The following is a 23,590-nucleotide window of genomic DNA, read 5'->3' as shown; positions in this document are numbered from 1 at the left end:
CGTTCAGGGCCGGGTGACGGAGGTGACCGGCATCATCCCGACCGGGTCGTAGCGCACCGCCGCTCCGGGATAGGGCGCGTGGATGACCTGGCCGTTGCCGACGTACATGCCCACATGGCTGGCGTCGGAGCGGTAGACGACCAGGTCGCCGGGGCGGGCCTGGGAGAGCGGGACCTGCCGGCCGGCGAAGCGCTGCTCCTGCGAGGTGCGCGGCAGCTGGACCCCGGCGTGCGCGTACGACCACTGCATCAGGCCCGAACAGTCGAAGCCGGAGGGGCCGCTGGCGCCCCACACATACGGCCGGCCGAGGGCGGAACGGGCGGCGGCCACCGCGGCGGCGGCGCGGGCGTCGGGGGCGTCGGCGGTCCCGGGGGCGAGGACGCCGGTCAGACCGGACAGGTCGGGCAGGGCGAGGCGGCCGGAGCCGTCGTCGCGCGAGGCCCGGCCGAAGGCGACGCGTGCGGCGGGCGGGAGCTCGTTGAGCAGCTGCCGGGCCCTGGCGAGTTTCTGCACCACGGTGTGCTTCTGCGCGGACACGGCCTCGCGGCTGCTTTCCAGCTCGGCGAGCTTCCCGGCCGCCTCCGTGCGCTCCTGGGCGAGATCCCGCATCGCCGACTGCAACTCCCGCAGCTGTCCGGCCTGTTGGGAGGTGATGCGGTCGAGGGTGGACGCCTTGTCGAGATAGTCGTCGGGGTCTTCGGAGAAGAGCAGCGCGACGGCCGGATCGAGGGCGCCCGCGCGGTACTGGGCACCGGCCAGCGAACCCAGCCGCTCACGCAGGGTGTTGATGCGCTGCTGCCGTCGGGCGATGAGGTCCTGGGCCTCGCGCACCTCGCGGCGCAGCGTGCTCTCCCGCTCCCTCGCCCTGTCGTAGGCCTGGGTCGCCTGCTCGGCCTCCTGGTAGAGCCGGTCCACCTCGGTCCGGCCGTCGGCGTGCGGTGCGGCCTGCGCCGGTACGGCGCCGAGCGCGGCGGTCGCGGCCGACAGCACGCACAGGGCGACGGCGCCCCGGTCGAATCCGGAAGAGGCGTAGCGACGGTGAGACCCCACGGCAGTCCTTCTGCTGGCGGACAGAGACTGCTTCCCCGGCGCCTGGGGACGGGGAGACCCCGGCGCCGGGGAAACGCGGCAGACAGTAGCCGTGCGGAAGGGGCCGGACCAACGGCCGTGGCGGCAACATACGGTGACGCCCCGCCGCTGACCCAGGTCATTGGCGGGGCGTGGAGTCAGTTCCGGTCCACGGGATTCGCCCGTTCGGGCGCCCCCGTGCGGGCGTTTCCCGGGGCTCGCGCGGGTATCAGACCCGGACGCCGAACTGGAACGGCATGTCGGACATCGTCTCGTAGCGGACCACCGCGCCGGTGTGCGGGGCGTGCAGCACCTGGCCGTTGCCCGCGTACAGGCCGACGTGGTGGATGTCGCTGTAGAAGAACACCAGGTCGCCGACCTTGAGCTGGCTCTGGTCGTAGATGCGGGTGCCGATGGTGGCCTGCGCCTCGGAGGTGCGCGGTATGGAGACGCCGGCCTGGGCGTAGGCGTAGGAGGTCAGGCCCGAGCAGTCGAAGGAGGAGGGGCCGGTGGCGCCGTAGACGTACGGCTTGCCGAGCTGGGCCTGGGCGGCGGAGAAGGCCGCCGCGGCACGGCCGGAGGCCGGCGGGGCGTCGCCGAGGTTCACCCGCTGACTGGAGGAGCGGTCGGCGCGCGCCTGCTGGTCGGCCAGCTCCTGCTTCTCCTTGGCCGTCAGGGTGTTGAGGAGCTTCTGCGCCGCGGCGAGCTTGCCCTGGACCTCCTCCTTCTTCTGCTCCAGCTGGGTGCGCGTGGAGGAGAGGTCCTTGAGCTTCTGGGCGGCCTCGGCGCGCTCCTGGGCGAGTTCGCGCTGTTTGTCCTGAATCTTCTTCAGCGCGTCGACCTGCTGGGCGCTCAGCTGGTCGAGCGTGGAGGCCTTGTCGAGGAAGTCGTCCGGGTTGGAGGACAGGAAGAGCTGGACCGAGGGGTCGATGCCACCGGAGCGGTACTGCGAGGTGGCCAGCGAACCGAGGCCGTCGCGCAGCTTGTTGAGGTCCTGCTGGCCCCGGGCGACGTTGTCCTGGATCGTGGATATTTCCTTCTGCAGCTTCTGCTGCTTCTCCTTCGCCCCGTTGAACTTCTCGGTGGCCTGCTCGGCCTCCTCGTAGAGCTTGTCGACCTTGGCCTTGACCTGGTCCTTGGTGAGCTTCTGGCTCGGCGCGGCGTTGGCGGCGTTCGCGCTCAGGACGACGGCGGCCGCTGCTGCGGTGGTCAGCACGGTCACGCGGGCGCGACTCTGCTGCTTGGGTCGACGGTGGGACGCCACGGAGGACGAACTCCTTCTTGTGAGTGAGTGAGTGATCACCCGTTCGGAGGTTCGAGCCCAGACCCTAGTGACCCAGTTGTGATCAGTTCAAATCCTCTCACCAGAAAATCCCATCACGCAATGCATTCTTTGCACAGAACTCACATGCGGTGATGTGCGATCGACACTACGTTGCGTGACGATCCGGCCAATTCGGGCATTGCATATGCCCGTTGGGCCTTCAGGACAGTCGCTTGAGAAGCACCGCAGAGGCGACGGGACGGGCACCCGCCCTGGCGACCCCGTCGGCCACCTCGCGGTCGGTGGAGGCGACGATGACCGGACGGCCCGGGGGCTCCGCGCGCACGAGCTGCCGGATCAGCTCGTCGGCCGTGACGCCCGGCTTCGAGAACAGCACCCTGACCCCGCGCGGCGGCGCGAGCAGCACCGGGGCGGCCAGTTCGGCGCCGTCGAAGACACAGGTCACCTCGGCGCCGGTCTGCGCGGCCAGCGCCGAGAGCTGACCGAGGAGCCTGAGCCGCTGCTTCTCCAGCGGCATCTGCGGATAGCCGGTCTTGGTGACGTTGTAGCCGTCGACCACCAGATGGACCTGCGGCAGCGCCAGCAACTGGTCGAGGATGGCCGGATCGTGCTCCGACAGGGCGCGCGCCGCGATGTCCTTCGGTGTCATTCGTCCCGGTTCGACCGCGTCCACGGTCTCGGCGGGCCGTACGGACACGGGTGGCAGGGCGAGTTCGCGCCTGAGGCCCTGGGTCGCCTCCAGCAGGGTGTCGAGCAGCAGCCGCACCCGCATGTCCTCCACGCTGCGGCCCTCGCGGGCGGCGCGGCGGGTGGCCTCCAGCGCGGCCTCGGCCTCGCCGAGGCGGGCCTTGAGCCGGCGGGACTCGCTCTCGGCGGCCGACACCTGCCGGTGCGCCTCTGCGCGTACGGCGTCCATCTCGGCCTGGGCCTTGCGCAGGGCGGCCTCGCCCCGCTTGACGTCGCTGAGCGCGGCCCGGAGCTTGCGGTGCAGGGATTCCGCTTCCTTCTTCGCCGACTCCAGCTCCGTACGCAGCCGTTCGGTCTCGGCGCGGGTGTGCTCGCGGGCCTGGGCCAGCTCGGCGCGCAGCCGCTCCAGCTCGGCCCGGCTCTCCTCGTCGGCGCGCTCGGCGTCCGCGCGCTGGACCTCCTCGCCGGCCGCCGTGACCAGCTTCACCCAGCCCGCCGGGCGCAGTACATAGGCCGCGGCCGCCACGTCGAGCGGGTCCGCGGCCGGGAGCGGCGAGCCGGAGTCGAGGGCGCCGGCGAGTTCCGGCTCCGCCTCTCTGAACTTCTCCCCGATCCGCTGCCGGAACAGCGCGTCGGTCTCCAGTGCCGCCGCCATCGCGTTCCCGGCGAACTTCGCCCGGCGGTTGGGGGCGAACCGGGCGTACTGCCTGAGCTGGGCGGGCAGTTCCGCCACGGTCAGGCTGCCGAAGCCGTCCGAGACGATCTGGACGACCCGGCGGCGCACTCCGTCGGGCAGCGGACGGTCAAGCACCTCAGCGGTGCCGTCGCCCGGCCCCCCGCCTGCGGTCTCCGCCATCCGTCACACCCCACTACTTCGACTTCTTCGGGGCCGCTCCGCTCAGGAGCCGGCACCCGGCCTGTCCACGAGTTCCACCTGGTCCACCGCGTTGCACCAGCGGCACCGCACCGACTCGATGGTCTCACTGACCACCTCGCGCTCCTCCACGCTCGGCTCGCCGGCCAGATCGAGGTGGACGTACTCGACGACCTTCGAGGAACGCGTCACGTCGAACCGGGTGAGGTTGCCGCACAGCGTGCAGCGCCATCGGGTGGTGGCGGTCGGCAGGGGAACCGTCATCGTGGCTGTCCGCTTCCTTCTCGTAGTCGCTCACCGCGCCGCGGGCGGACGGGTGTGGCCGTAACCCTACGGCCTGGCGACGACTCGCCGCTGGTCCCTCCAAGGCGGCGAGGCGGTCTGTGAGCTTGCGTCCCGTTACGTCATGCTCTGTATTCATGATCAGCGAGTGGAGCACGGCGGCCGGCAGGGCCTTCAGAGCGGTCCGGAGCGCACCGGCGCCCGTGACGTACGGCCTCATCGCCCTGTGCTGTCTGCTCTTCGTCCTGGGCCCGGCCTCGGGGCTCACACCGGGATACGGCTCCGGGGACGGCCTGCTGGCCGCGCAGCGGGCGTACTTCCGGCGCTGGGGGGTGGTGCCGGCCGAGCTGTTCGCCAGGCCGGTGCGCGCGGCCCTGACTCCCGCCACGGCCCTGTTCGTGCACGGCAGCTGGGTGCATCTGCTCGGCAACATGCTCTTCCTCTTCGTCTTCGGCACGATGACCGAGGAACGGATGGGCCGGGTCGAGTTCACCCTCTTCTACCTCGGCTGCGGCTGTCTCGCCCTGCTGGGCTACGCGGCCGCCAACGCCGCCTCCGAGCAGTCGCTGGTGGGCGCCTCCGGGGCGATCTCGGCGGTCCTCGGAGCGTTCCTCTACCTGTTCCCCCGGGCCCGTGTGACCAGTCTTCTGCCGTTCCTGTTCTTCCTGCCACTGCGGTTCCCGGCGTGGGTCGTGCTGCCGTTCTGGGCGGCGCTGCAGTGGGCGGCGGCGGAGCAGAGTTCCAACGGTCCCGGGGTGGCGTATCTGGCCCACCTCGTCGGCTTCGGCCTGGGCTTCGGCTACGCGTGGGTCCGGTACGGCCGTACGACTAGAGTGAAGTGCGCCCCAGCTCCGGCACCCGAGGGAGAGAACCAGCCGTGATCACCGCGATCGTCCTCATCAAGACCAGCGTGGACCGGATCCCCGAGATCGCGGAGCAGATCGCCGCGCTGGAGAGCGTCAGCGAGGTCTTCTCGGTCACCGGCACCTACGACCTGATCGCCATGGTCCGGGTCCAGCAGCACGAGGACCTGGCCGATGTCATCCCCGGCCGGATCAGCAAGATCCCCGGCGTGGAGGCCACCGACACGCACGTCGCGTTCCGCACCTACTCCCAGCACGACCTGGAAGCGGCGTTCTCGATCGGCCTGGACAACTAGACGGACGGTTCGACCGCGGCGATACCGGTGCCGGGGGGCGCGGGTCCGGGGTCCGCAACTGATCCGAGACGTCCCTGCACGCTTGCGCCGGCCGCCACCGCACAGGGCGGCCGAGCCGGTGAACCGGGGTGCCCGCCAGAACCGTCACCGGCGCATCGGCGCCCCGGCCACCTGCCACGTCCGCGCCCCGTCCCGGGCGCCCCGCGACGACGGGAGTGACGGCGGGCCCGGGGTACTGCCGTCGGCGGCGCGGCGGCGCAGCCCGCCCGAGTCCGGGCTGCCGGTCGACACGGACACGTCGGCGCCCGGCAGGACCGGCGCGGCTCGGTTCCGGGTGCCGGGCGTGCGGGTCCGCTGCGGGCTGCCCGGCGGGCTCACCGTGATCAGCCTGCGCGCGTCGTCGGCGCGCAAGCCGCCCACGCAGGACCGGGTCGACCTCGTCGCCGAGCCGGACCTCCGGCGCCGGAGGTGTGTGCGGCAGGGGGCATCCGGGGAGCCGGTGCCGCCGCCGTCGCGCTGCCGCCGCGTGGTCGTGACCGCCCCGGACGCATCGACGACACCGGGAAACCCGCCGTCGCGCGGGATCGCCAACGGCCCGGGTGCCTCGACGGACACCGGAAGACCGCACCGACGCGCGCGATCGTGACCGACCCCGGGTGCCTCGACGGCCCCGCAAGAACACGCCGTCGCACATGATCGCCAACGGCCCGGGGGTCTCGACGGACATCAGAAGACCGCACCGACGCGCGCGATCACCACCGGCCCGGGGGTCTCGACGGACACCAGAAGACCGCACCGACGCGCGCGATCACCACCGACCCGAGTGCCTCGACGGCCCCGCAAGAACACGCCGACGCGCGCGATCGCCAACGGCCCCGGTGCCTCGACGGACACCAGAAGACCGCACCGACGCGCGCGATCGCCACCGACCCGAGTGCCTCGACGGCCCCGCAAGAACGCGCCGTCGCGCGGGATCGTCACCGGGACGGGTACCTCTTCGGCGCCGGGAACACGTGCCGTTCCCCGGAATCCGTGAGCCGCCGCACCTCAGGGGCTGATCACACCGCCGGTACGCAGCGGCCGTCCTCCGTCCGGTACGTCCACTTCGCACCCTCGGTGACGAGTTCGCGCACCGCGGTGACGAACCGGTCGACATGCTCGTCGGGGGTGCCCGCGCCGAAGCTGACGCGGATGGCGTTGAGGGACTTCTCGCCCGGCGCGGCCTCGGGGGCGCCGCACTCGCCCTGGGTCTGGGGGTCGGTGCCGAGGAGTGTGCGGACCAGGGGGTGGGCGCAGAAGAGGCCGTCGCGGACGCCGATGCCGTACTCGGCGGAGAGCGCGGCGGCGAAGTGGGAGCTGTTCCAGCCCTCGACGACGAAGGAGATGACACCGACGCGCGGGGCGTCGTCGCCGAAGAGCGAGAGGATCTTCACCTCGGGGACCTCCGCCAGGCCCGCGCGGACCCTGGCGACCAGGTGCTGCTCGCGGGCCACCAGGGCGTCCCAGCCGGCCTCGGTCAGCGCGTTGCAGGCCGACGCGATGGAGTACGCGCCGATCACGTTGGGCGACCCCGCCTCATGCCGCGCGGCGCTCTCGTGCCACTCCACGTCCACACCGCCGTCCTGACGCCGGGTCACCCTGCGGCTGGCGCCGCCGCCCGCGAGGTACGGCTCGGCCGCGCGCAGCCAGTCGGCACGGCCGGCCAGGACGCCGGAGCCGAAGGGGGCGTACAGCTTGTGGCCCGAGCAGGCGACCCAGTCGACGTCCAGGTCGCGGAGGGACACGGGGTGGTGGGGGGCCAGCTGGGCGGCGTCCAGGACGATGCGGGCGCCTTGCGCGTGCGCGGCCGCCGCCAGCTCCCGTACCGGCCACAACTCGCCCGTGACGTTGGAGGCGCCGGTGACGCAGACCAGCGCCGGTCCGTACGGGTCGCGGCCGGCCAGGGCCCGCTCCAGGGTCGTGACGGCCTGCTGCGGGGTGCGCGGTGCGTTCAGGTAGGTGACACGGGCGTCCTGCCAGGGCAGCAGGGAGGCGTGGTGCTCGGTCTCGAAGACGAAGACCTGGCAGTCGGCCGGGAGGGCACGGGCCAGGAGGTTCAGGGAGTCCGTGGTCGAGCGGGTGAAGATCACCTGGTCGTCGGCGCGGCAGCCGAGGAAGTCGGCGACCGTCCTGCGGGCGTTCTCGAACAGGTCGGTGGAGAGCTGGGAGAGGTAGCCGGCGCCCCGGTGGACGCTGCCGTAGTACGGCGCGTAGGCGGCCACGTCGTCCCAGACGCGCTGCAGGGCGGGGGCGCTGGCCGCGTAGTCGAGGGCCGCGTAGGTGACCTCGCCGCCGGTCACGAGCGGGACGGTGACATCCCTGCCCAGAACGGGCAGCGGGGCACAAACAGACTGGTCGGCGGCAGCGGTGAAGACGGACATGGGGAACTCCCGTGAGGACATACGCCCGGAGGGCGCAGGAAGAAGAGAAAAGGGTGCGCGGAGACGGGGCTCGGCGGCCCTATCGCATTCGCTTGCTCACGGAAGGCTCCCTCGATGACCAGGACCCCTGGTCCCGCGCTCTCGAAAAGCACGCGAGGGGTCCGCGCTTGCCGTAGACCTCGCTGCCTACGGCCTGGTCCTCACCCGGGGCACCCCGCCACGGACGGAGGGTTGCCGGACAGCCGGCCGGGGCCGAATGGCTGTCACTCATGACCTGGTTCAGGAACGTACGGGAAAAGATCGCCGTCCCGCAACCCGCGTCCGGATCGCGGGACGACCGTCGGTGACCGCTAGGCGTTGCTCGCCGCCACCCACCGCTCCAGCGCCCGCTTCGCCGCGCCGGAGTCGATGGACTCGGCGGCCCTGGCCATGCCGGCCCGCAGCTGGTCGGCGAGCGGGGCGTCCGTCGGGTGCAGGGCCACGAGTGCCGCCGCCGAATTCAGCAGCACCGCGTCCCGTACGGCCCCCTTCTCGCCGTCGAGCAGGCGGCGGGCGACCTCCGCGTTGTACGACGCGTCCGCGCCGCGCAGCGCCTCCACGGGGACGAGGTCGATGCCGACGTCCCGCGGGTCGAAGGTCTCCTCGGCGACCTTGCCGTCCCGGACGATCCACACCCGCGAGGTGGCGGTCGTCGTCAGCTCGTCCAGGCCGTCGTCGCCGCGGAAGACCAGCGAGGAGTTGCCGCGCTCGGCGAGGACGCCGGCCACGATCGGGGCCATCCGGAGATCCGCCACGCCGACGGCCTGGGCGCGGACCTTCGCCGGATTGGTCAGCGGACCGAGGACGTTGAAGGTCGTGCGGATGCCCAACTGGCCACGGGCCGCGGCCACATGGCGCAGTGCCGGGTGGAACTTCACCGCGAAGCAGAAGGTGATCCCGGCCTCTTCGGCGACCAGCGGGACCCGCTCCAGCGGGAGGTTCAGATTGACGCCGAGTTTCTCCAGTACGTCCGACGCGCCCGACGCCGAGGAAGCGGCCCGGTTGCCGTGCTTGACGACCTTCGCGCCGGTGCCGGCGACGACGATCGCGGACATGGTGGAGATGTTCACCGTCTTGGCCCCGTCACCACCGGTGCCGACGATGTCGACGGTCTCCCCCGGCACCTCGATGACGTTCGCGTGCTCGTACATCGCGCGGACGAGCCCGGTGATCTCCTCCACCGTCTCACCCTTGGCCCGCAGGGCCACGGCGAATCCCGCGATCTGCGCGTCCGTCGCCTCTCCGCGCATGATCCGGTCCATCGCCCATGCCGTGGCGTCCGCGCTCTGGTCGCGGCCCTCCAGCAGGGCGTTCAGTACCGCGGGCCAGGAACGGCCCGCCGCGGTGTCGCCTCCAGCGGGGGTCACAGCGCTCATCAGCCGCTCCTGGTGTCGTGAGAACAGTGTGATCCCAGCCTATCCAGCCCCGGGCAGGGCGAAGGGCCCCGTCCGTAACCCGGACGGGGCCCTTCGGTGTGGCGTGGCGACGCGGGGATCAGTGGTGGCCGTGGCCGCTCGTGATCTCCTTGTACTCGTCGACGGTCGGCTTCGGGATCTGGTTGTCCTCGCCGTAGTAGGCGCTGGACAGCTTCACCCGGAGCTTCTCCGAGGCCGGCACCTTGCGCTCGACACCGTTCTCGTCGACCGTCGGGCCGATCTCGGCCGGCTCGTACTGGTGGTGAGCCGTGAGGGTGTGCAGCTGCTCCTGGCTGAGCGGCTCGTGCACCTCGATGAACTCACCGTGCGGCAGACGCTTGATGATGCCGGTCTCGCGACCGTGCAGCACCTTGTCGCGGTCGCGGCGCTGCAGACCCAGGCAGATCCGCTTGGTGACGAGGAACGCGATGACCGGGCCGACGAAGAAGGCGATCCGGACGAACCAGGTCACGGCGTTGATCGACAGGTGGAAGTGCGTGGCCCACAGGTCGTTGCCACCGCCGACCAGCAGCGTCAGGTACAGCGTCATCCAGGCGACGCCGAGACCGGTGCGCGTCGGGGCGTTGCGCGGGCGGTCCAGGATGTGGTGCTCGCGCTTGTCGCCGGTGACCCAGGACTCGATGAACGGGTAGACCGCGATCGCCACCAGGACGAGCGGGAAGATCACCAGGGGGATGAACACGCCCAGGACGAGCGTGTGACCCCAGAAGTTGATCTCCCAGCCCGGCATGAAGCGGATCAGACCCTCGGAGAAGCCCATGTACCAGTCGGGCTGGGCGCCGGTGGACACCTGGTCCGGACGGTAGGGGCCCATGGCCCAGATCGGGTTGATCTGGGCGACCGCCGCGATGACCGCGATGACACCGAAGACCAGGAAGAAGAAGCCTCCGGCCTTGGCCATGTAGACCGGCAGCAGCGGCATGCCGACGACGTTCTTGTTGGTCTTGCCCGGACCCGCGAACTGCGTGTGCTTGTGGTAGAAGACCAGGATCAGGTGGCCCACCATCAGGCCGAGCATGATGCCCGGCAGCAGCAGGATGTGGATCGAGTAGAACCGGGCGACGAAGTCGTGGCCGGGGAACTGCCCGCCGAAGAGGAAGAACGACAGGTACGTGCCGACGATCGGCACGGACAGGATCGCGCCCTCCATGAAGCGGACACCGGTGCCGGAGAGCAGGTCGTCCGGGAGCGAGTAACCGGTGAAGCCGGTGAACATGCCCAGGACGAACAGCAGGAAGCCGAACAGCCAGTTGATCTCACGCGGCTTGCGGAACGCGCCGGTGAAGAACACGCGCATCATGTGCACGAACATGCCGGCGAGGAAGATCAGCGCGGCCCAGTGGTGGATCTGCCGCATGAGCAGACCACCGCGCACGTCGAAGGAGATGTGCAGGGTCGAGCTGAACGCCTCGGACATCAGCTGCCCCTGGAGCGGGACGTAGCTGCCGTGGTACTCCACCTCGTTCATCGACGGGTGGAAGAACAGCGTCAGATAGACACCCGTCAGGATGATGATGATGAAGCTGTACATGCACACTTCGCCCAACATGAACGACCAGTGGTCGGGGAAGATCTTGCGCATGTTGGACTTGGCCAGGGAGTAGATCCCGAGCCGGCCGTCGGCCCAGTCGGCGATCCGCTCGCCGGCCGGTGCCTTCCCGCGCGAGCGGGGCGTCTCGTTCGCTGCAGTACTCATCCGCGCTCCCAGAATGCAGGACCGACGGGCTCCTCGAAGTCGCCGAGCGCCTGGAGGTAACCCTCACTGTCCACACCGATGCGCAGCTGCGGCAGGGCGTGGCCGGCGGGGCCGAAGATCACTCGGGCACCGTCGGAGAGGTCGAAGGTGGACTGGTGGCACGGGCACAGCACGTGGTGCGTCTGCTGCTCGTACAGCGAGATCGGGCAACCGACGTGGGTGCAGATCTTGGAGAACGCGACGATGCCCTCGTGCGACCAGTCGAGCTCGCGCCTGTCCTTGATGTTGCCCGGCTGCAGCCGGACGATCATCAGCGCGGCCTTGGCGATCTCCGTCTGGAAGTCCTCGCTCGTCTCCTCCAGCCCGTCGGGCTTGGCGAAGGTGAGGGAGCCGACGGCGACGTCCTCGGGGCGCAGCGGCAGGTTGGTGTTCGTGTTCACCAGACGCTTGCCCTTGGCCCACATGGTGTGCCGCAGCGAGGTGCCGGGCAGCGGACCGAGGTCGCGCAGCAGCATGACGCCGGAGAGCGGCACCAGGGCCAGCGCGCCGAACATCGTGGTGCGGATCAGCTTGCGACGGCCGAGCACCGACTCGGCGGCACCCTGACGGAAGTCCGCGTGGACCTTCGCGCGGACGTCGGCCGGTGCCTCGATGGCGTGCCGCTCGTCGGCGACCTCCACGTCGGACATCAGGGTGCGGGCCCAGTGGACCGCGCCCGCGCCGATGCAGAACAGGGCCGCGCCGAGGGTCAGACCCAGCGCGAAGTTCAGCGCGCTGAGGTGCCCGATCGGGAAGACGAAGATGCTCTTGTCGTGCGGGATCGTCACGTACGAGACGATGAAGCCGACGGTGGCCAGCATCGACACCGTGAACAGCAGGGCGACCGCGCGCTCGGACCGCTTGGCGGCCCGCTCGTCGATGTCCTGGATGCGGTGCTCGTGAGGCGGCAGCCCCGGGTCCGCGAACGGGTTTACCTCGTCCGCGACCCCTACCGCGCCGTGCGCGTGGTCCTGCTCAGCGGGCAGGTTCTCTTCTGGAATGTCTTGGCTACTCATGACTTCTTGGCCTTTGCGGTCCGAGCGGCGACCCAGACGGCGACCGCGATCAGCGCGCCGAGACCGAAGATCCAGGCGAACAGACCTTCACTGACCGGCCCGAGGCCGCCCAGCTCCAGACCGCCGGGGTTCGTCGTATCGCTGCTGTCGACCGCGTGCAGGTACGCGATGATGTCCTTCTTGTTCTTCGAGGACAGCGTGGTGTCGGGGAAGGACGGCATGTTCTGCGGGCCGGTCTGCATGGCCTCGTAGATGTGCTTCGGGTCGACACCCTCCAGCGTGGGAGCGAACTTGCCCTTGGTCAGGGCACCGCCCTTGCCGGTGAAGTTGTGGCACTGCGCGCAGTTGGTGCGGAACAGCTCGCCACCCTTGGCGATGTCCGCGCCGGCGGGGCCGTACTGGTCCTTGGTGGGCACGTTCGGGCCGGCGCCCAGCGAGGCGATGTACGCGGCGAGCTGGTCGATCTGCGTCTGGTTGTAGACGACCTTCTTGCGCGGGACCTGGGCGCCCTGCGAGGTGGCGGCCGGCATACGGCCGGTGCCGACCTGGAAGTCGACGGCCGCGGCACCCACACCGACCAGGCTCGGCCCGTCGGAGGAGCCCTGGCCACCGGTGCCGTGGCAGCTGGCGCAGCCGACCTCGTAGAGCTTCTTGCCCTCCTGGATGGTCAGGGACTGGGCGGAATCATCGGCCTGCGCCTTGCCCGCGGGTGCGAACGCGGCGTACAGCCCCCCAGTGGCCGCCAGCGCGAGGAGTAGGACGACGACCGCCGCCAGCGGATGGCGTCGTCGTGCGGAGAGCTTTTTCACGGATTACCCCGGTGTCAGGATCTTCTGCGTCGGTGGTTCTGGATGTGCGGGAGCCGGTCCCGGCTACTTGATCAGGTAGATCGTGGCGAAAAGGCCGATCCAGACCACATCGACGAAGTGCCAGTAGTAGGACACGACGATGGCGGCGGTCGCCTGCTCGTGGGTGAACCTCTTGGCCATGTAGGTGCGCCCGAGGACCAGCAGGAAGGCGATGAGACCGCCCGTCACGTGCAGGCCGTGGAAACCGGTGGTCAGGTAGAACACCGAGCCGTACGGGTCGGAGGAGAGCGAGATGCCGTCGTCCCTCACCAGGCTCGTGTACTCGTAGATCTGACCGCCGATGAAGATCGCACCCATGATGAAGGTGAGGATGAACCACCCGCGGAGCTTCTTCACGTCCCCGCGCTCGGCCGCGAACACGCCGAGCTGGCAGGTGAGCGAGGAGAGCACCAGGATCGTGGTGTTCGTCGCGGAGAAGGGCACATTGAGCGCGTCGGCCATGTGCTTCCAGTGCGCCGGACCCGTCACCGATCGCAGGGTGAAGTACATCGCGAAGAGGGCCGCGAAGAACATCAGCTCGGAACTCAGCCAGATGATGGTTCCGACGCTGGTGAGGTTCGGCCGGTTGACCGACGGGTGCGCGTGCCCGGTTTCTACTGTCGTTGCTGTCGCCACGACCGACATTATGTCGGTCGCTTATCCCGCCCTCACTCCGGGGGGTGCCGTTCGGAGTGTTGCCACCCGCCGAACCGGTGTTGACGTGGTGTTCATGGGGACTTCCACGGGAGTAAGCTCCGCCCGAACGGCCTTGTCCGTCCCGTCCGTACGACGCCGACGTCCCGGAGGAACAATGCAGCCGACCGCCACGGTGCTGGTCTACAGCGACGACTCCAACACCCGCGAGCAAGTACGGCTGGCCGCCGGCCGCAGGCCCGCTCCCGACGTCCCCCTTGTCGAGTTCGTGGAGTGCGCGACACCCGACGCGGTGCTGCGTGAGCTGGGCAGGGGCGGGATCGATGTGTGCGTGCTGGACGGCGAGGCCGTGCCGATGGGGGGTATGGGGGTGTGCCGGCAGATCAAGGACGAGGTGTTCAACTGTCCGCCGGTGCTGGTGCTGATGGGGCGACCGCAGGATGCGTGGCTGGCCACGTGGAGCCGGGCTGACGCTGCTGTGACTCTTCCGGTGGATCCTGTGGAGTTTTCGTCCGCGTTGGCCTCCTTGCTGCGTCAGAGGCGGTTGGTGGGCGCCCAGTAGCGCGGGGCGCGTGGTCTCGGGCGCGAGTGCGGGCCGGTGGGTCCTCTTCGCGCCCACGCGGCGGTAGCCGCATGCCGGACTCGGCCCCGCGCCCCTACGGGGCACGCTTACAGTGCCGCCGGCTGGAGTTTCACCGTGTCCGCCTCGGACGGGCCGTCGGGCTTGCCGTTGACGAGGGCGCTGCCCTTGCCCCACTTCTTCCAGTCGACGTTCCAGTCGCCGAAGCCATTGCCGAAGTCCTCCATCTGGTGGCCGTGGGAGTTGACGACCCTGACGATGTCGCCCTGATGGATGTTGTCGAAGAACCACGCGGCGTTGCCGTTGCTCATGCCCGTGCAGCCATGGCTGACGTTGGCGTAGCCCTGTGAGCCCACGGACCAGGGCGCGGCGTGCACGTACTCACCGGACCAGGTCACCCGGGTGGCGTAGTAGACCGACAGGTCGTACGAGTCGGAGCTGCTCGCGGCGATGCCGATCGTGGTGCCGCGCATGCGGACGACGTACGCCTTCTCCAGGACGACCTTGATGCCGTTGCGGGTGTCGTACCCGGGCCTGCCGGTGGTGACGGGGATCCGCTTGAGCGCCTCGCCGTTCTTGTAGAACGTCAGCTGGTGCGCGGCGGCGTCCGTGACGGCCTCGATCCGGTCACCCGTGGTGATCTTCAGCGGTTTCGACGGGCCGCCCCACAGCCGGTCACCGATCCTGATGCCGTCCAGGTTGCTGTGCACCGTGATGGTGGCGTGGCCGGGCCAGTACTCCTTGGGCCGGTAGTGGAGTTCCTTGCCGCTCACCCAGTACCAGGAGCCCTCCACCGCCGGCGTGGAGTCCACGCGGAGGCCGCGCTCCACGACGGCGCGCTGCGCCTTGTCCTTGACCTCCTGGTCGAGTTGGGCGGTGATGGGCTGTCCGACGCCGTACTGGCCCGATTTCGGCCCGAGGGTCACGGTCAGTCGCTTCTTGCTGGTGGGCTTGCTGGTGTCGAACGTGAGGACCTTGCGGCCGGGCGCGCCGCCGTCGTCCTCGGTGCTCACCGTGACCGTGTAGTGGGCGTTGGCGGCCAGCGGGGCGGTGCTGTGCCATCTGCTGCCGTCGGCGGCGAGTTCGCCCGCCACATAGCGCCCTGCGGAGTCCTGGGCGGTGACGTCGGTGATGCGGTCGTCACCGGTGGCGGTGATCTCCAGGGGCTTGTCCGGGTCGGCCCGCTCCCCCGCTTCGGCCGGGCCGTTGACGGAGATCTCGCCCGCCGCGTCGTACGGCTTGGCCGACAGGGGGTTGCCGTCCGAACCGCAGGCGGTGACGCCCGCGCCGAGCGCGGTCACCAGCAGGGTGCAGCTGACGACGGTGCGGGTCCGCGGAGTGTGGTTCATACGATCACGCTATGAGGCGCTGAGCCCATTGGCGCGGTGGGTAACCCGTACGAGCGACCGACACTGCGGCAAAGGAACGACCGCATTCGGACGTCCTGTGGAAAAAAACCGGCAAGCCCGGACGCCCCTGAGGGAGCGTCCGGGCTTGCCGGTGCGTACTGCTCGTGTGCTACTGGGTGCGGCTCTCACCGTGGTAGTACTCGAACACCCAGCCGAACAGACCGACCACGATGAACGGGGCGGAGAAGTAGATCAGCCACCAGCCGACAGCGATGCTGAGGAAGGCGATCGCACCGCCGAAGCCCAGCAGCAGCGGCTGCCAGCTGTGCGGGCTGAAGAAGCCCAGCTCGCCCGCGTCGTCCGCGACGTCGGCCTCCTTGTCGTCCTGGGCGCCCGCGTCGACCCGCCGGGCGGTGAAGCCCAGGTAGAAGCCGATCATGATGCTCAGGCCGAAGGCCAGGAACAGTGCGGTGGTACCGGCCGGCTCCTTCGACCACACGCCATACACGATGGCCATGATCAGCATGAAGACGCTCAGCCAGACGAACATCCGACCCTGGATCCTCACTTGCCGGCCTCCTTGCTGCCCGCGATGGCGGTGCCGTGACCGCTGTGCGCGAGCTGCTCGAGCGCGGCGATCTCAGGGTGGTGCAGGTCGAACGCCGGGGATTCGCTGCGGATCCGCGGCAGGGTGAGGAAGTTGTGCCGGGGCGGCGGGCAGGAGGTCGCCCACTCCAGCGAACGGCCGTAGCCCCACGGGTCGTCCACGTCGACCGGCTTGCCGTACTTGGCCGTCTTCCAGACGTTGTAGAGGAACGGCAGGATCGACAGGCCGAGCAGGAAGGAGCAGATGGTGGAGACCGTGTTCAGGGCGGTGAAGCCGTCGGCCGCCAGGTAGTCGGCGTAACGGCGCGGCATGCCCTCGGCGCCCAGCCAGTGCTGGACCAGGAAGGTGCCGTGGAAGCCGACGAACAGCGTCCAGAAGGTGATCTTGCCCAAGCGCTCGTCCAGCATCTTGCCGGTCATCTTCGGCCACCAGAAGTGGAAGCCGGAGAACATCGCGAAGACGACCGTACCGAAGACCACGTAGTGGAAGTGGGCCACCACGAAGTACGAGTCGGAGACGTGGAAGTCCATCGGCGGCGAGGCCAGGATGACACCGGTCAGACCACCGAACGTGAAGGTGATCAGGAAGCCGGTCGCCCAGAGCATCGGTGTCTCGAAGGACAGCGAGCCCTTCCACATCGTGCCGATCCAGTTGAAGAACTTCACACCGGTCGGTACGGCGATCAGGAACGTCATGAAGGAGAAGAACGGCAGCAGCACACCACCGGTGACGTACATGTGGTGCGCCCACACGGTCACGGACAGACCGGCGATCGCGATGGTCGCGGCGACCAGACCCATGTAGCCGAACATCGGCTTACGGGAGAACACCGGGATCACTTCGGAGATGATGCCGAAGAACGGTAGCGCGATGATGTACACCTCTGGATGGCCGAAGAACCAGAAGAGGTGTTGCCACAGTAGTGCGCCGCCGTTGGTGGCGTCGAAGACATGGGCACCGAACTTGCGGTCCGCCTCCAGGGCGAACAGCGCGGCCGCCAGGACCGGGAAGGCCAGCAGGACCAGGACCGCGGTGAGCAGCACGTTCCACACGAAGATCGGCATGCGGAACATGGTCATGCCCGGGGCACGCATGCAGATGATCGTGGTGATGAAGTTGACCGAGCCGAGGATGGTGCCGAAGCCGGAGAAGGCCAGACCCATGATCCACATGTCGGCGCCGACACCCGGGCTGCGGACGGCGTCCGACAGCGGGGAGTAGGCGAACCAGCCGAAGTCGGCCGCACCCTGCGGGGTGATGAAGCCGCCCACCGCGACGAGCGAGCCGAACAGGTAGAGCCAGTAGGCGAACATGTTCAGCCGCGGGAACGCCACGTCGGGCGCGCCGATCTGCAGCGGCATGATCCAGTTCGTGAAGCCGGCGAACAGCGGCGTCGCGAACATCAGCAGCATGATCGTGCCGTGCATCGTGAACGCCTGGTTGAACTGCTCGTTCGACATGATCTGCAGGCCCGGACGGGCCAGCTCGGCGCGCATCAGCAGCGCCATCACGCCACCGATCAGGAAGAACGCGAACGAGGTGACCAGATAGAGCGTGCCGATCGTCTTGTGGTCGGTGGTCGTCAGCCACTTGACCACGACGCTGCCGGGCTGCTTGCGCCTGACCGGCAGTTCGTCCGCGAACGCGCCTTCAGCTGCCGCGGCACCCTGGGGTTCGTTGAGGATGCTCACAGGTTGTTCGTCTCCCGGTTCTTCTCGTGGCTCGTCTGCGCGATGCCGGCGGGAATGTAACCGGTCTGCCCCTTCTTGGCGAGGTCCTGGAGGTGCTTCTGGTACGCCGCCGGGGATACGACCTTCACGTTGAACAGCATGCGCGAGTGGTCGACGCCGCAGAGCTCGGCGCACTTGCCGAGGAAGGTGCCCTCATGGTTCGGGGTCACCTGGAAGGCGTTGGTGTGGCCCGGGATGACGTCCTGCTTCATCAGGAACGGCACCACCCAGAAGGAGTGGATGACGTCACGCGAGGTGAGGATGAAGCGCACGGTCTGGCCCTTGGGCAGCCAGAGCGTCGGACCGGGGTTGCCGGTCTGCGGGTTCCGCGTGGCCGGCGTACCGACGTCGTAGACACCACCGGCGTTCGCCGGGAACTGGTTCTTGAACCGGTCCGGAATGGCGTTCAGGTTCGCGTCGGTCTTGGCGTTGCCGGAGACGCCGGGGACGTTCTCGACGTAGTTGAAGCCCCAGCTCCACTGGAAGCCGACCACGTTGATCGTGACGTCGGGCTTCTTGTCGAGGCTGAGGAGCTTCGTCTCGTCCCGGGCCGTGAAGTAGAAGAGCACCGAGATGATGATGATCGGGACCACCGTGTACAGGGCCTCGATCGGCATGTTGTACCGGGTCTGCGGAGGTACCTCGACCTTGGTGCGGCTGCGCCGGTGGAACATGGCGCTCCACAGGATCAGGCCCCACACCAGCACGCCGACGGCGAGCGCGGCAGCCCAGGAGCCCTGCCACAGGGAGAGGATCCGCGGAGCCTCTTCCGTGGTCGGGGTGGGCATGCCAAGGCGGGGGAAGTCCTTGTATGTGCAACCGGTTGCGGTCGCCAGGACCAGGCCCGCGGTCAGTGCCTGCAGCAGCTTCCGCCGCATCGGGCGCCGCGGCGAGCGGTCGGAGCCGTTGGGACTCACGTAGCGCCTTCCCGAGAGTCTCGCCCGCGCGGTCGGCTGCGGCCGTCTTCTCGCTGGTCGGTCGCCGCCCTGCGTCGGGCAGGGGTTTGGATGTTTATGCGGACCAAACCCTAGCCGACGCCCTCCGGGGGTTCGCGGGGAGGGGGGCATACGCGTCGCCTGTCACTCGGTTGGGGTTGGAACGGGCGCCCAATAGCTCGGGTTGTGGGGGTTTGAGTGGCGGGTGCGGGTGCTCGACAGGTTCTCGCGCAGTTCCCCGCGCCCCTGAGGTCCGCTGCCCCTCACCAGGTTCTAACGTTGCCCTGTGTCCTACTTTGACGCCGCCTCCGCCGTTCCCCTGCATCCCGTAGCCCGTCAAGCCCTGTTGGCCTCCCTGGACGAAGGATGGGCCGATCCTGCTCGCCTGTACCGGGAAGGGCGCAAGGCCCGGATGCTGCTGGACGCCGCCCGGGAGGCGGCTGCCGAGGCCGTCGGCTGCCGGGCCGACGAGGTGGTGTTCACCTCCTCGGGGACGCGGGCCGTACACACGGGCGTCGCTGGGGCGTTGGCCGGTAGGCGCCGGGTCGGACGCCACCTGATCGTGTCGTCCGTCGAACACTCCTCCGTGCTCCATTCGGCGGAGGTGTTCGAGGCCGACGGCGGCACGGTGACCCAGGTGCCGGTGAACCGGGCGGGTGCCGTGGAGCCGTCGGGTTATGCGGGTGCCCTGCGCCCCGACACCGCTCTGGCGTGTCTGCAGTCGGCCAACCACGAGGTGGGGACCGTGCAGCCGGTCGCCGAGGTGGCCGAGGTGTGCCGGGCCGCCGGGGTGCCGCTGCTGGTGGACGCGGCGCAGTCGCTGGGGTGGGGGCCGGTCGGGGGCGACTGGTCGGTGCTCACGGCCAGCGCGCACAAATGGGGCGGGCCGTCCGGGGTCGGGCTGCTCGTCGTGCGCAAGGGGGTGCGGTTCGCCGCCCAAGGGCCCGCCGACGAAAGGGAGTCGGGGCGGTCGCCCGGCTTCGAGAACCTCCCGGCGATCGTGGCGGCCGTGGCCTCCCTGCGGGCGGTGCGGGCCGAGGCGGCCCAGGAAGCGGTACGGCTGCGGGAGCTGACGGAGCGGATCCGGACGCGGGTGCCGCGGCTGGTGCCGGACGTGGAGGTCGTCGGCGACCCCGGGCGCCGGCTGCCCGGGATCGTCACCTTCTCCTGCCTCTACGTCGACGGCGAGGCGCTGCTGCACGAGCTGGACCGGGAGGGCTTCTCCGTCTCCTCCGGTTCCTCCTGTACGAGCAGCACGCTGACGCCCAGCCATGTGCTCAAGGCGATGGGCGTGCTGAGCGAGGGGAACGTACGGGTGTCCCTGCCGGCGGGGACGGCCGAGGAGGACGTGGAGCGGTTCCTGGAGGTGCTGCCGGGGGCGGTGGCGGGGATCCGGGAGAAACTGGGCGCACCGGTGCCCGAGACGGCCGTCCAGGCCGAGGAACTGGTCGTCGACTCCCTCGGCAAGCGGTGCCCGATCCCGGTCATCGAGCTGGCGAAGGTGTTCGGTGACGTGCCGGTGGGCGGGACGGTGCGGGTGCTGTCCGACGACGAGGCGGCCCGCCTGGACATTCCGGCGTGGTGCGAGATGCGGGGGCAGGAGTACGTGGGGGAGGAACCGGCGGAGAGGGGTACGGCGTACCTGATCCGCCGGGTGAGCTGAGCACCCTGCCCCCACGCACCCGCAGTCGACGAAGTGAAGCCGAGGCGGACGAGTGGTCGAGCCGGCCTCAGCCGAGGTGAGCCCGCACTTCCTCCCCGGCCTCGTCCCCGTACGCCTTCACGAACCGATCCATGAAGTGCCCCCGCCGCAGCCGGTACTCCTGCGTACCCACCGTCTCGATGACGAGCGTCGCCAGCATGCAGCCCACCTGAGCGGCGCGTTCGTGCGAGACGCCCCAGGCCAGCCCCGACAGGAACCCCGCGCGGAAGGCGTCGCCGACGCCCGTGGGGTCGGCCTTGCGCTCCTCCTCGGGGACGCCGACCTCGATCGGGTCCTCGCCGACCCGCTCGATGCGTACGCCGCGCGAGCCGAGCGTGGTGACGCGGTGGCCGACCTTGGCGAGGATCTCGGCGTCGCTCCAGCCGGTCTTGGTCTCGATGAGACCCTTCTCGTACTCGTTGGAGAACAGGTACGTCGCCCCGTCCAGCAGCACCCGGATCTCCTCGCCGTCCATCCGGGCGATCTGCTGGGAGAAGTCGGCGGCGAAGGGGATCGCGCGGGAGCGGCACTCCTCGGTGTGGCGGAGCATCGCCTCCGGGTCGTCGGCGCCGATGAGGACCAGGTCCAGGCCGCCCACGCGGTCGGCGACGGTCTTCAGCTCGATGAGGCGGGCCTCGCTCATCGCGCCGGTGTAGAACGAGCCGATCTGGTTGTGGTCGGCGTCGGTGGTGCACACGAAGCGGGCGGTGTGCAGGGTCTCGGAGATCCGGACGGAGTCGGTGTCCACGCCGTGCCGGTCGAGCCAGGCCCGGTACTCGTCGAAGTCGAAGCCGGCGGCACCGACCAGGATCGGCCTGGTGCCGAGCTGGCCCATGCCGAAGGCGATGTTGGCGGCGACGCCGCCCCGGCGGACGTCCAGGTTGTCGACGAGGAAGGAGAGCGAAACCGTGTGCAGCTGGTCCGCGACGAACTGGTCGGCGAAGCGGCCGGGGAAGGTCATGAGGTGGTCGGTGGCGATGGAGCCGGTGACTGCGATGCGCACGACGGGGACTCTCCTGCGGAAATAAGAAGGTGCGCGCGTTAGCGCTCGTGGGAAGGGTGGTGGTGGGAGACGGGAGGGCGGGTTGACAGTTCACGCTACCCGCTCGGCCGCTCACGCTGTAGCTGGCGAAACTACCCGATAGTAGATCTTTCTTCGCGACCCGGAGCAGGCCTACCGTGCGGTCATGACGAACCTCAAGTTCCGCCACACCGCCCCCGCCGACCTCGGGAGTGACCTGGAGGGCGACCTCGCCGCGCTGCGCGGCGACTGCGCCCGGATGGCTCCGCACTGGGCGGTCACCGAGCACGCCGAGCCCCGGCCGGTGCCGCCGTCACTGATCCACGGGGTGACCGTGCCGACGCGGTCCGCGCGGCTGCTGGACGCGATGTCCGACTACGGCGACTGACACGCGGGGCGCATTCGGCAGGGAACCGCACGCTCCCCTCCCGCGTCCCATCGCCGTCCCCCAGGCGGGGGATGCGGGATACGACCAGCGAGGAGCGATGCGGTGAACACCGAGCGACCCGAGAACCGCGAGCACCCCGAGGGCTCCGAGCACGCCGAGAGCACCGAGCACGCCGAGAGCACCGAGAGCGTCCAGAGCGCCGGGAACGCCGGGAGCCAGGAGGGTGTCGAGGACCCGGGGAAGCCTGAGCCGGTGCCCGCCGCGGCGGAGGGTGCCGACGACACGGAGGACGGGCAGGCGGGCCGGCGGCGGTCGCGGCTCGCCGTCGTCTCCGTCGCCGCCGCCGTGCTGCTGGTCGGCGGCGGTGGCGCCTACCTCGCGGCGAGCAGCGACACCGGCGGCCGTACGGGCGGAGGGGGCGCGGCCGACTCCGGCGCCACTCCCCCGCCGCTCCGGCTGGACGGCTGGACCGGCACGGGCGGCATCGCTCCGGGCGAGCCGGACCCGTACGGCGCCACGTACGTCGCCCGGGGCGAGCTGCCGGCCGGACCCGGCGCCGCGCCGGTGTACGTGCCGAAAGGCGAGGTCGGCAAGGACGCGGTGGCCCGGCTGGCCAAGGCGCTGGGCATCGACGGCACGCCGGTGCCCGAGGGCCGGATCTGGCGGGTCGGCGGCGGCAGGGACGGCTCCGGGCCGAGCCTGACGGTGAACCGGGACGCCCCGGGCAGCTGGACGTTCAGCCGGTACGCGCCGGGCACCGACGACTGCAGGAAGGGAGTCCTGTGCACGCACGACCCGATGGGCCCGACCGGCGCCCCGGTGAGCGTGCGGAAGGCGACCGAGGCGGCCGCGCCGGTACTGAAGGCGGCGGGGCTGGACGACGCGAAGATCGACGCGAGCCAGGCCATGGGGAGCGCGCGGGTCGTGAACGCCGACCCGGTGGTCGGCGGGCTGCCGACGGACGGCTGGACGACCGGCCTGACCGTGGACCGGCAGGGCGAGCTGGTCGGCGGGCACGGGCTGCTCGGCGCGCCGGTGAAGGGCGACACGTATCCCGTGCTGAGCGCCGCTAAGACGCTGAAGCTGATGAACGCGGCGCCGAGGAGCGACCACCGCATGGGGATCGGCGGCTGCGCCAGTCCGGTGCCGATGAAGGACCGGCTGGAGCAGCCGTGCGGTGCGACCGCGGGCGCGTCCGCGGGGGTGCCGAAGCTGGGGGCGGACGCGGGAAGGGACACGGTCACCGTGGAGAAGGCGGTGTTCGGGCTGGCCGCGCACTCCGTCGCCGGGCGGCAGACGCTCGTGCCGTCCTGGCTGTTCGAGGTGCAGGGGCCGGCCGGCCAGGGCGCGTCGACGGTGTCGTACCCGGCGGTCGACCCCCGCTACCTGGCGTCGGCGGCCACGCCCTCGGCGCCCAGCGCGTCCGCGGCGGCCCGGAACGTGAAGGTGACCGGCTACATGGCCGAGGGCCGGGTCCTGACCGTGAGCTTCTACGGCGGGGTGTGCGCCGACTACACGGTGGCGGCGAAGGAGAGCGGCGAGCGGGTGACCGTGACCGTGACCGAGCACCCCTGGCCGGACAAGGTGTGCGTGCTGATCGCCAAGGAGTACGTGAAGACCGTACGGCTGGCTGCGCCGCTGGACGGACGGGCGGTGGTCGGCGCCGACGGCAACCGGATCCCCCAGGCCAAGCCGGGCGCCCTCCGGCCGGACCTCTCGGCACAGGCCCGCTAGCCTCCCGGGACACGACGAAGGCGGCGGCCCCCTCGCAGGGG

At 70.1% G+C, this 23,590-nt stretch carries 22 protein-coding genes and 1 riboswitch; of the genes, 6 read left to right on the top strand and 16 right to left on the bottom strand.

What is annotated here, in order from left to right:
• Nucleotides 1-3: 3 nt before the first annotated feature.
• The 4 genes from ACWGJ5_RS22870 to ACWGJ5_RS22855 form a co-directional block, all read right to left on the bottom strand.
• A complete protein-coding gene (locus ACWGJ5_RS22870) occupies nt 4-1,050 on the bottom strand; it encodes an NlpC/P60 family protein (RefSeq protein ID WP_453311533.1) in 1,047 nt (348 codons plus the stop codon).
• 247 nt (nt 1,051-1,297) lie between these two features.
• Entirely contained in the window at nt 1,298-2,332 is a 1,035-nt protein-coding gene (locus tag ACWGJ5_RS22865) for an NlpC/P60 family protein (protein ID WP_453311532.1), read from the bottom strand.
• A gap of 220 nt (nt 2,333-2,552) precedes the next feature.
• Nucleotides 2,553-3,896: an NYN domain-containing protein gene (locus tag ACWGJ5_RS22860; RefSeq protein WP_453311531.1), complete on the bottom strand. Its 1,344-nt coding sequence runs from the start codon at nt 3,894-3,896 to the stop codon at nt 2,553-2,555.
• 42 nt (nt 3,897-3,938) lie between these two features.
• A complete protein-coding gene (locus ACWGJ5_RS22855) occupies nt 3,939-4,178 on the bottom strand; it encodes a hypothetical protein (RefSeq protein WP_352348351.1) in 240 nt (79 codons plus the stop codon).
• A gap of 155 nt (nt 4,179-4,333) precedes the next feature.
• On the opposite strand from ACWGJ5_RS22855, the gene ACWGJ5_RS22850 reads away from it, so the two are divergent.
• Both ACWGJ5_RS22850 and ACWGJ5_RS22845 read left to right on the top strand, forming a co-directional pair.
• Nucleotides 4,334-5,077 carry a rhomboid family intramembrane serine protease gene (locus tag ACWGJ5_RS22850; protein ID WP_453311530.1) on the top strand — a complete coding sequence of 248 codons (744 nt, stop codon included), beginning with the start codon at nt 4,334-4,336 and terminating at the stop codon, nt 5,075-5,077.
• Complete coding sequence (locus ACWGJ5_RS22845; RefSeq protein WP_453311529.1) at nt 5,074-5,355, top strand: Lrp/AsnC family transcriptional regulator; 282 nt, start codon at nt 5,074-5,076, stop codon at nt 5,353-5,355. Before ACWGJ5_RS22850 ends, ACWGJ5_RS22845 begins: the two co-directional genes overlap by 4 nt.
• Before the next feature lie 144 nt (nt 5,356-5,499).
• On the opposite strand, the gene ACWGJ5_RS22840 is transcribed toward ACWGJ5_RS22845, so the two are convergent.
• The 7 genes from ACWGJ5_RS22840 to ctaE form a co-directional block, all read right to left on the bottom strand.
• Nucleotides 5,500-5,970 (bottom strand): hypothetical protein, encoded by a 471-nt coding sequence (locus ACWGJ5_RS22840; RefSeq protein WP_453311528.1) that lies wholly within the window; start codon nt 5,968-5,970, stop codon nt 5,500-5,502.
• 443 nt (nt 5,971-6,413) lie between these two features.
• Complete coding sequence (locus ACWGJ5_RS22835; protein ID WP_453311527.1) at nt 6,414-7,775, bottom strand: aminotransferase class V-fold PLP-dependent enzyme; 1,362 nt, start codon at nt 7,773-7,775, stop codon at nt 6,414-6,416.
• A gap of 158 nt (nt 7,776-7,933) precedes the next feature.
• Nucleotides 7,934-8,050, bottom strand: a riboswitch (SAM riboswitch).
• Nucleotides 8,051-8,125: 75 nt separating this feature from the next.
• Nucleotides 8,126-9,190: an anthranilate phosphoribosyltransferase gene (trpD, locus tag ACWGJ5_RS22830; protein WP_453311526.1), complete on the bottom strand. Its 1,065-nt coding sequence runs from the start codon at nt 9,188-9,190 to the stop codon at nt 8,126-8,128.
• 118 nt (nt 9,191-9,308) lie between these two features.
• Entirely contained in the window at nt 9,309-10,946 is a 1,638-nt protein-coding gene (gene qcrB / locus ACWGJ5_RS22825; RefSeq protein ID WP_453311525.1) for a cytochrome bc1 complex cytochrome b subunit, read from the bottom strand.
• Nucleotides 10,943-12,001 carry a cytochrome bc1 complex Rieske iron-sulfur subunit gene (qcrA, locus tag ACWGJ5_RS22820; RefSeq protein WP_453311524.1) on the bottom strand — a complete coding sequence of 353 codons (1,059 nt, stop codon included), beginning with the start codon at nt 11,999-12,001 and terminating at the stop codon, nt 10,943-10,945. The genes qcrB and qcrA overlap by 4 nt, the downstream gene beginning before the upstream one ends.
• Nucleotides 11,998-12,810 (bottom strand): cytochrome bc1 complex diheme cytochrome c subunit, encoded by an 813-nt coding sequence (gene qcrC, locus ACWGJ5_RS22815; protein ID WP_453311523.1) that lies wholly within the window; start codon nt 12,808-12,810, stop codon nt 11,998-12,000. The genes qcrA and qcrC overlap by 4 nt, the downstream gene beginning before the upstream one ends.
• A 63-nt stretch (nt 12,811-12,873) precedes the next feature.
• Nucleotides 12,874-13,494, bottom strand: coding sequence for an aa3-type cytochrome oxidase subunit III (gene ctaE, locus ACWGJ5_RS22810; protein ID WP_361251881.1), 621 nt, complete (start codon nt 13,492-13,494; stop codon nt 12,874-12,876).
• Nucleotides 13,495-13,660: 166 nt separating this feature from the next.
• On the opposite strand from ctaE, the gene ACWGJ5_RS22805 reads away from it, so the two are divergent.
• A complete protein-coding gene (locus ACWGJ5_RS22805; protein ID WP_228626903.1) occupies nt 13,661-14,065 on the top strand; it encodes a response regulator in 405 nt (134 codons plus the stop codon).
• Between the two features lie 107 nt (nt 14,066-14,172).
• Here the strand turns inward: ACWGJ5_RS22805 and ACWGJ5_RS22800 are convergent, their stop codons facing one another.
• The 4 genes from ACWGJ5_RS22800 to ctaC form a co-directional block, all read right to left on the bottom strand.
• A complete protein-coding gene (locus tag ACWGJ5_RS22800) occupies nt 14,173-15,432 on the bottom strand; it encodes an Ig-like domain-containing protein (protein ID WP_453311522.1) in 1,260 nt (419 codons plus the stop codon).
• A 169-nt stretch (nt 15,433-15,601) separates the two neighbouring features.
• Nucleotides 15,602-16,000: a cytochrome c oxidase subunit 4 gene (locus tag ACWGJ5_RS22795; protein WP_453311521.1), complete on the bottom strand. Its 399-nt coding sequence runs from the start codon at nt 15,998-16,000 to the stop codon at nt 15,602-15,604.
• Nucleotides 15,997-17,730 (bottom strand): aa3-type cytochrome oxidase subunit I, encoded by a 1,734-nt coding sequence (gene ctaD / locus ACWGJ5_RS22790; RefSeq protein WP_453311520.1) that lies wholly within the window; start codon nt 17,728-17,730, stop codon nt 15,997-15,999. Before ctaD ends, ACWGJ5_RS22795 begins: the two co-directional genes overlap by 4 nt.
• Nucleotides 17,727-18,686: an aa3-type cytochrome oxidase subunit II gene (gene ctaC / locus ACWGJ5_RS22785; RefSeq protein ID WP_453311519.1), complete on the bottom strand. Its 960-nt coding sequence runs from the start codon at nt 18,684-18,686 to the stop codon at nt 17,727-17,729. Before ctaC ends, ctaD begins: the two co-directional genes overlap by 4 nt.
• Nucleotides 18,687-18,990: 304 nt before the next feature.
• On the opposite strand from ctaC, the gene ACWGJ5_RS22780 reads away from it, so the two are divergent.
• Nucleotides 18,991-20,367: an aminotransferase class V-fold PLP-dependent enzyme gene (locus ACWGJ5_RS22780; protein ID WP_453311518.1), complete on the top strand. Its 1,377-nt coding sequence runs from the start codon at nt 18,991-18,993 to the stop codon at nt 20,365-20,367.
• A 67-nt stretch (nt 20,368-20,434) separates the two neighbouring features.
• Here the strand turns inward: ACWGJ5_RS22780 and ACWGJ5_RS22775 are convergent, their stop codons facing one another.
• A complete protein-coding gene (locus ACWGJ5_RS22775) occupies nt 20,435-21,409 on the bottom strand; it encodes a carbohydrate kinase family protein (RefSeq protein WP_453311517.1) in 975 nt (324 codons plus the stop codon).
• 184 nt (nt 21,410-21,593) lie between these two features.
• Here ACWGJ5_RS22775 and ACWGJ5_RS22770 point away from each other — a divergent pair, with 184 nt between their 5' ends.
• Together ACWGJ5_RS22770 and ACWGJ5_RS22765 are read left to right on the top strand one after the other, a co-directional pair.
• On the top strand, nt 21,594-21,815 hold the full coding sequence (locus ACWGJ5_RS22770) for a hypothetical protein (RefSeq protein ID WP_453311516.1): 222 nt from the start codon (nt 21,594-21,596) through the stop codon (nt 21,813-21,815).
• 102 nt (nt 21,816-21,917) lie between these two features.
• A complete protein-coding gene (locus ACWGJ5_RS22765) occupies nt 21,918-23,549 on the top strand; it encodes a hypothetical protein (RefSeq protein WP_453311515.1) in 1,632 nt (543 codons plus the stop codon).
• The last annotated feature ends 41 nt before the right edge of the window (nt 23,550-23,590 follow it).

Source organism: Streptomyces sp. NPDC054783, from assembly GCF_053611725.1.
The sequence above is the reverse complement of the archived record's forward strand: the minus strand, read 5'-3'. Positions and strand labels throughout refer to the sequence as shown.

Excerpts from the sequence above, each read along its gene's own strand:
- ctaE (WP_361251881.1), bottom strand. The coding sequence starts at position 13,494 with ATGTCGGTCGTGGCGACAGCAACGACAGTAGAAACCGGGCACGCGCAC.
- qcrA (WP_453311524.1), bottom strand. The coding sequence starts at position 12,001 with ATGAGTAGCCAAGACATTCCAGAAGAGAACCTGCCCGCTGAGCAGGAC.
- ACWGJ5_RS22860 (WP_453311531.1), bottom strand. The coding sequence starts at position 3,896 with ATGGCGGAGACCGCAGGCGGGGGGCCGGGCGACGGCACCGCTGAGGTG.
- ACWGJ5_RS22850 (WP_453311530.1), top strand. The coding sequence starts at position 4,334 with ATGATCAGCGAGTGGAGCACGGCGGCCGGCAGGGCCTTCAGAGCGGTC.
- qcrB (WP_453311525.1), bottom strand. The coding sequence starts at position 10,946 with ATGAGTACTGCAGCGAACGAGACGCCCCGCTCGCGCGGGAAGGCACCG.
- ACWGJ5_RS22855 (WP_352348351.1), bottom strand. The coding sequence starts at position 4,178 with ATGACGGTTCCCCTGCCGACCGCCACCACCCGATGGCGCTGCACGCTG.
- trpD (WP_453311526.1), bottom strand. The coding sequence starts at position 9,190 with ATGAGCGCTGTGACCCCCGCTGGAGGCGACACCGCGGCGGGCCGTTCC.
- ACWGJ5_RS22835 (WP_453311527.1), bottom strand. The coding sequence starts at position 7,775 with ATGTCCGTCTTCACCGCTGCCGCCGACCAGTCTGTTTGTGCCCCGCTG.
- ACWGJ5_RS22805 (WP_228626903.1), top strand. The coding sequence starts at position 13,661 with ATGCAGCCGACCGCCACGGTGCTGGTCTACAGCGACGACTCCAACACC.
- ACWGJ5_RS22800 (WP_453311522.1), bottom strand. The coding sequence starts at position 15,432 with ATGAACCACACTCCGCGGACCCGCACCGTCGTCAGCTGCACCCTGCTG.
- ACWGJ5_RS22770 (WP_453311516.1), top strand. The coding sequence starts at position 21,594 with ATGACGAACCTCAAGTTCCGCCACACCGCCCCCGCCGACCTCGGGAGT.